A 6,125-nucleotide genomic window follows, 5' to 3' on the forward strand; every position below is an offset into this window, starting at 1 on the left:
TCGCCGCGGGCTGGATGATCGGCGGCGCCGACGGACCGCTGGAGCGCCGCGACCCCGTACAGGTGCCCGCGTTCGTCGCCGAGGAGAGCGGCACCCGCGACCAGGCCCGCACCCTCGTCCTCGACAGCGACTCCGCGGCGCACGTCGGCTACATGCTGGTGCGCGGCTCCGGCGCCCGCCTAGGCGACGCCGAACTCGCCGCGGCCGACGGCGAGAACGACAAACTGGACAAGGTCGTCGCCAATCTCGTCGCCGGCTCCGGCGCCGACCAGGCGAACCAGCTCGGCGGCTTCGCCGTGCGCTACGTCCTCGTCCACAAGGGCGCGCCCCGCGAGGTCACGCGCGTGCTGGACGCCACGCCCGGCCTGACCCGGCTCAGCCAGCAGGACGGCAGCGGACTGTGGCGGGTCGACCAGGAGGTCGCGCGCGCCACCGTCGTCGCCAAGTCCGGATCCGGTACCGCGCAGCCCGTGGCCGCGGGCCCCGTGGACATCCACACCACGGTCCCGGCCGGCGCCGACGGCAGGATCCTGCGCCTCGCCGACACCGCCGACGAGGGCTGGACCGCCACCCTGGACGGCAGGCCGCTGACCCGCACCACCGTCGACGGCTGGGCCCAGGGCTTCGAGCTGCCCGCCTCCGGCGGCAAGCTGGACGTCACCTTCGACGATCCCTTCACCCACACGCTCTGGCTGTGGATCCAGGGCTTCCTCGCCGTCGTCCTCGTGGTCATGGCCCTGCCCGGCCGCCGCCGCGACGTCGACGACGACCTTCCCGAGGAGCCGTCGATCCCCGCCCAGGCCGTGGCGGGCGAGGGCCGCCGCGCCCGCCGTCTGCGCGCCCAGGCCGAGGAGGCCGCGCGCCCCGAGGACCTCCCCCCGCCTCCGCAGGAGGCCCCCGCCGCGGTCCCGCAGCAGCAGTCCTACGGCGACTGGGACGCCCCGACCTACGCGAACGCCGAGTACGGCACCTACGGCGGCGAGCAGTACCAGGGCACCGGCCAGCAGTATCCGGCGGGCGGCTACGACCAGCAGCCGTACCAGGCGGACCCCTACCAGGGCGGCCAGTACGACCCGTACGCCTACGGCGGCCAGAACCAGCAGGCGTCGTACGACCAGACGACGTACGGCGGCCAGTTCGAGCAGCAGTACGACCAGGGCTACGACCCCGCGTACGACCCGGCGCAGCAGCACCCGGACGCCACCGGCAGTGAGCGTCCCGACGGGAGTCAGCAGTGAACCGCACCACCGTGTCCCTCCTCGCCGGCACCGCCGCGCTCGCCGCCGTCACCGGGTTCGCCACGCTCAGCTCACCGCAGGCCGCCGGCACCGCCAGGACGGCCGCCGAGCTGCCCGTGGAGCGCACCAGCCTGCTGTGCCCGGCGCCCAGCACCTCCGACATCGCGGAGACGTCGTACACGTCCTTCACGCCCGTCACCAAGGGTGCGGACAGCGGCGGCAAGGGCGAACTCCGGGCGGCCGCCGAGGAGTCGGACGGCAAGAGCGCGGGCAAGAAGGCCGGCAAGCCGGTCCTCAAGCCCGAGGAGCCCGGCAGGCCCGCCACCGGGGAGACCTCCGGCGGCGACGCGCAGGCCCTCGTCGGCACCGCCGAGGGGAAGTTCGCGCCCGGCTGGACCGTCCAGGAGACCACGAAGGTCGCCGCGGGCTCCGGACGCGGGCTGCAGGGTGTCAACTGCTCCGCCCCCGACACCGAGTTCTGGTTCCCGGGCGCGAGCACGGCCGCCGACCGCACCGACTACGTCCATCTGACCAACCCCGACGACTCCGCCGCCGTCGTCGACATCGAGCTCTACGGCAAGGACGGCGCCCTTGACTCCACGCTGGGGGAGGGCATCACCGTCGCGCCGCACTCCAGCGACCCGATCCTGCTGTCCACGCTCACCGAGGAGAAGCAGGAGAACCTCACCGTCCATGTGAACGTCCGCAGCGGGCGCGTGGGCGCGGCCGTGCAGGCGCTGGACGACAAGCTCGGCGGCGACTGGCTGGCCGCGTCGACGGACCCGTCCGGCAGCCTGGTGCTGCCCGGCATCCCGAAGGACGCCACCGCCGTGCGCCTGGTCGCCTTCACGCCCAGTGACTCCGACGCCGACCTGAAGGTGCAGCTCGCGTCCCCCACCGGCCTGATCACCCCCGCCGGGAACGAGACGCTGCACGTGAAGGCGGGCATGACCACCTCCGCCGACCTCGGCGACGTCACCCGCGGGGAGGCCGGTTCGCTGGTCCTGACCCCCACCGACGCATCCGTGCCGGTGGTCGCCGCCCTGCGGGTCGTGCGCGGCAAGGGCGACGACCAGGAGACGGCCTTCATCCCGGCCACGCGTCCGGTCGGCACGCGCGCGACGGTCGCCGACAACAGCGCCAAGGGCACCACGCTCTCGCTGACCGCCCCCACCCGGGCGGCCACCGTCAAGGTCACGGCCTCGGCGGGCAGCGAGGGCGGTGAGGCCGTCTCGAAGACGTTCACCTTGAAGGCGGGCACCACCGAGAACGTGGCAGCCCCCACCCCGACCGGCCTCAAGGGCACGTACGCCCTCACGGTCGAGCACGTCTCGGGAGGCCCGGTCTACGGCGCCCGCACCTTGACGGCCACCACGGACGGAGTGCCTGGCTTCACCATCCAGGCACTCCCGGACGACCGGGGCATGGTGGCGGTGCCGGAGGCGGACCAGGACCTGTCGGTGCTGCAGAAGTAGCCCGGGACGATCCGCGGGTGGTTCAGTCCTCGCCGTACCGCGGATCCACGGTCTCCGGAGTGAGCCCCAGCAGCTCGGCCACCTGCTCCACGACGATCTCGTGCACCAGTGCCGCCCGCTCGTCGCGCCCCTTGGTGCGGATCTCCACCGGCCGCCGGTAGACGACCACGCGCGCGGGGCGTCCCTCACGCGCCGGAATCGTCCCGCCGAGCGGCACCGCCTCGTCGTTCCAGGACTGTCCGTCCAGCCGAGGTACCTCCAGGACCAGGAAATCGATCTCGGCGAGCTGCGGCCAGCGCCGCTCCAGGCGCTCCACGGAGTCCTGCACCAGGTCCGCGAACGCCTCGGCTCGACTCGCGGCGAGGGGCACCTGCGGCGGGGCGATCGGGCCGCGCATGCCCCGTCCGTGGCGATCACGGCGGCGGGGCCCGGGGCCGGTGGCGCGGGGCGGTACAGGGTTGTCCATCACTGGTGAAGGGTAATCCTCGCCGCACCCCCGCGTGCGCCGCCCACGCGGTACCCCGGACGCGGTCCGAAACGGCGTACGGCCGCCCCGTACGGCATGTCGGCAGTTGACCAATCCAGCCAAGGTTGGGCTCGAATCCGTATCTCTCCGAGACCGCCGATCTGGGGCAATTGACATGGTTTGCGCCAACTGGTGATCGGTTTCAGGTGTGTTCGGCCCCTCGAAAGCGGGTGTCCGCGCAGGTCATCGCGGTGTGACGGGAGTGCCGTGTGGGACGTTTCACAGCACGACACGGTGGGGTGACCTGGGGGAGAGTCGTCGCGGCCCGTTCAAGAGTGCGGTACCGTCCAACGTCGTGAGCCCTGTACGTCGCTGTTCGCGCACTGCGTGCGGCCGCCCTGCCGTCGCGACACTGACGTACGTCTATGCCGACTCGACTGCGGTCCTCGGCCCGCTCGCCACCTACGCCGAGCCCCACTGTTACGACCTGTGCGCCGAGCACAGCGAGCGCCTCACCGCGCCGCGCGGCTGGGAGGTCGTACGGCTCCACGACGCCTCCGCCCCCTCCCGCCCCAGCGGCGACGACCTCGAGGCCCTCGCCAACGCCGTGCGCGAGGCGGCCCGCCCCCAGGAGCGGGCGGCCGAGGCGGGCGGCGGCAAGGGCGGCCGCGGCGGCGACTCGATCGAGGTGGGCCGCCGAGGCCACCTGCGCGTACTCCGCTCCCCGGACTCCTGAGGATCAGCGCTCCTGAGAACCGGGACTCCTGAATCACGTGAGAACCGGGACTCCTGAATCACGGCTGTGAATCACTCCTGAGTCATTCCTGAATCACCCCTGAATCAGCCCTATGTCGCGAAGCCGCCCTGCCGTGTCCGGCCCGGCGCCGGGTAGTTTGGGCGTTCCGTACACGCGCCGCACACGCGTGCAGGTGACATCAGGAAGGTGAGTCCGTGGCTGCTGATCTCTCGCAGATCGTGAAGGCGTACGACGTCCGCGGGGTGGTTCCGGACCAGTGGGGCGAGGAGCTCGCCGAGCTCTTCGGCACCGCCTTCGTACGGGTGACGGGTGCGGACGGGATCGTCGTCGGCCACGACATGCGCCCCTCGTCGCCCGGCCTCGCCGACGCCTTCGCACGTGGCGCTGCGCGCCTGGGCGCGGACGTGACCCTGATCGGGCTGTGCTCGACGGACCAGCTGTACTTCGCGTCGGGGCAGCTGGGGCTGCCGGGGGCGATGTTCACCGCCTCGCACAACCCGGCGCAGTACAACGGCATCAAGATGTGCCGCGCGGGCGCCGCCCCGGTCGGGCAGGACACCGGCCTCTCCGAGATCCGCACGCTGGTCGAGCAGTGGTCGCAGGAGGGCGCGCCGGAGGCCGCCGCGCAGGCCGGAACGGTCGGCGAGCGGGACACCCTCGTCGACTACGCCGCGTACCTGAAGTCGCTGGTCGACCTCGCGACGATCCGTCCCCTGAAGGTCGTCGTGGACGCGGGCAACGGCATGGGCGGCCACACCGTCCCGACCGTCTTCGACGGGCTGCCGCTGGACGTGGTGCCGATGTTCTTCGAGCTCGACGGCACGTTCCCGAACCACGAGGCCAACCCGCTCGACCCGAAGAACATCGTGGACCTGCAGGCCCGCGTGCTCGCCGAGGGCGCGGACCTGGGCCTCGCCTTCGACGGCGACGCCGACCGCTGCTTCGTCGTCGACGAGCGCGGCGAGCCGGTCTCCCCGTCCGCGATCACGGCGCTGGTCGCCGCGCGCGAGCTGGCCAAGACGCCGGGCGGCACGGTCATCCACAACCTGATCACCTCATGGTCGGTGCCGGAGGTCGTGCGCGAGAACGGCGGCACGCCCGTGCGCACGCGGGTGGGGCACTCCTTCATCAAGGAGGAGATGGCGAAGACCGGGGCGATCTTCGGCGGCGAGCACTCGGCGCACTACTACTTCAAGGACTTCTGGAACGCGGACACCGGCATGCTGGCCGCGCTGCACGTCCTGGCGGCGCTCGGCGGCCAGGACGGCCCGCTGTCCGAGCTGGTCTCCTCGTACGACCGCTACTCCGGCTCGGGCGAGATCAACTCCACGGTCGCCGACCAGGCGGCGCGGATGGCCGCGGTGAAGGCGTCGTACGCAGGTCAGGACGGGATCACCCTCGACGAGCTGGACGGTCTGACCGTGACGGCCCAGGACTGGTGGTTCAACCTCCGCGCCTCCAACACGGAGCCGCTGCTCCGCCTGAACGTGGAGGCCCGTGATCCGATGACGACGAAGTCGCTCACCGAGCACGTGCTGGCCATGGTCCGGGCCACCGGCTGACCGGCCCTCCCGCGTGGCCCGCCGGGCCGCGCGGGAGGCCCCCCGGCGGTAGGCTGACGTGGCCCGACGGGGCACCACATCGTTTTTCGAAGGGACCACCTCATGCCGCTCGAAGCCGGCCTCCTGGAGATCCTGGCCTGCCCGGCCTGCCACGCGCCGCTGAACGACCGCACGACGGCGGAGACTCCCGAGCTGATCTGCACGGGCGCCGACTGCGGCCTCGCCTACCCGGTCCGCGACGGCATCCCCGTCCTCCTGGTCGACGAGGCCCGCCGCCCGGAGTAGGCGCACGGCGCGGGGGCGTCCCGCGGACGGTCAGCCGCCGACGGCGGGTGACCGGCTGCTGGGCGGGCCGCGTCGGTGCTCGTCCCACGGACGGCCGGTCGCCGACGGCGCGCAACCGCCCACGGGAAGACCCGCACCTCTGCGTTCCCCGTTGTACCGGTGGCTGCGGGCGAGAACCACAGGCCCGGCCGAAGGCCGGGCACGCACCCGCACCCGCCCCGCACCCCCCGCTCCGCACCCGGCCCGCACCCGCCCGCCCCCGGAGGCCCCATGCTGGACGAGACCCTGCTCGACGCCCCGGACGCCCTCGCCCGCGCCGACCGCCGCGGCCTCCTGCGGGCC

The 6,125-nt window shown here is 73.0% G+C and carries 6 protein-coding genes and 1 pseudogene; 6 read left to right on the top strand and 1 reads right to left on the bottom strand.

Features of this window, described 5'->3' with window-relative positions; translation table 11 throughout:
* Nucleotides 1-1,238 (top strand): annotated as a pseudogene (locus VIU94_RS20230) (family 2 glycosyl transferase); the annotation flags it as partial.
* Complete coding sequence (locus VIU94_RS20235) at nucleotides 1,235-2,713, top strand: DUF5719 family protein (RefSeq protein WP_331913243.1); 1,479 nt, start codon at nucleotides 1,235-1,237, stop codon at nucleotides 2,711-2,713. The pseudogene VIU94_RS20230 and the gene VIU94_RS20235, both read left to right, overlap by 4 nt.
* 22 nt (nucleotides 2,714-2,735) lie before the next feature.
* Here VIU94_RS20235 and VIU94_RS20240 read toward each other — a convergent pair whose 3' ends face one another.
* Nucleotides 2,736-3,179: a metallopeptidase family protein gene (locus VIU94_RS20240; protein WP_079072306.1), complete on the bottom strand. Its 444-nt coding sequence runs from the start codon at nucleotides 3,177-3,179 to the stop codon at nucleotides 2,736-2,738.
* Nucleotides 3,180-3,483: 304 nt separating this feature from the next.
* On the opposite strand from VIU94_RS20240, the gene VIU94_RS20245 reads away from it, so the two are divergent.
* The 4 genes from VIU94_RS20245 to VIU94_RS20260 all read left to right on the top strand — a co-directional run.
* Nucleotides 3,484-3,915, top strand: a complete 432-nt coding sequence (locus tag VIU94_RS20245) for a DUF3499 domain-containing protein (RefSeq protein WP_331913247.1) — start codon at nucleotides 3,484-3,486, stop codon at nucleotides 3,913-3,915.
* 215 nt (nucleotides 3,916-4,130) lie between these two features.
* A complete protein-coding gene (locus tag VIU94_RS20250) occupies nucleotides 4,131-5,498 on the top strand; it encodes a phosphomannomutase/phosphoglucomutase (RefSeq protein ID WP_331913244.1) in 1,368 nt (455 codons plus the stop codon).
* A 102-nt stretch (nucleotides 5,499-5,600) separates the two neighbouring features.
* Complete coding sequence (locus VIU94_RS20255) at nucleotides 5,601-5,783, top strand: Trm112 family protein (RefSeq protein ID WP_331913245.1); 183 nt, start codon at nucleotides 5,601-5,603, stop codon at nucleotides 5,781-5,783.
* A 159-nt stretch (nucleotides 5,784-5,942) separates the two neighbouring features.
* On the top strand, nucleotides 5,943-6,125 hold a 183-nt coding region (locus VIU94_RS20260; RefSeq protein ID WP_331913246.1), incomplete at its 3' end, for a hypothetical protein.

Source organism: Streptomyces sp. (assembly GCF_036566765.1).
In the GTDB taxonomy this organism is placed as follows: domain Bacteria; phylum Actinomycetota; class Actinomycetes; order Streptomycetales; family Streptomycetaceae; genus Streptomyces.

What these genes read in the sequence shown, in the direction of transcription:
- VIU94_RS20240 (WP_079072306.1), bottom strand. Translation starts at nt 3,179, where the DNA reads ATGGACAACCCTGTACCGCCCCGCGCCACCGGCCCCGGGCCCCGCCGC.
- VIU94_RS20255 (WP_331913245.1), top strand. Translation starts at nt 5,601, where the DNA reads ATGCCGCTCGAAGCCGGCCTCCTGGAGATCCTGGCCTGCCCGGCCTGC.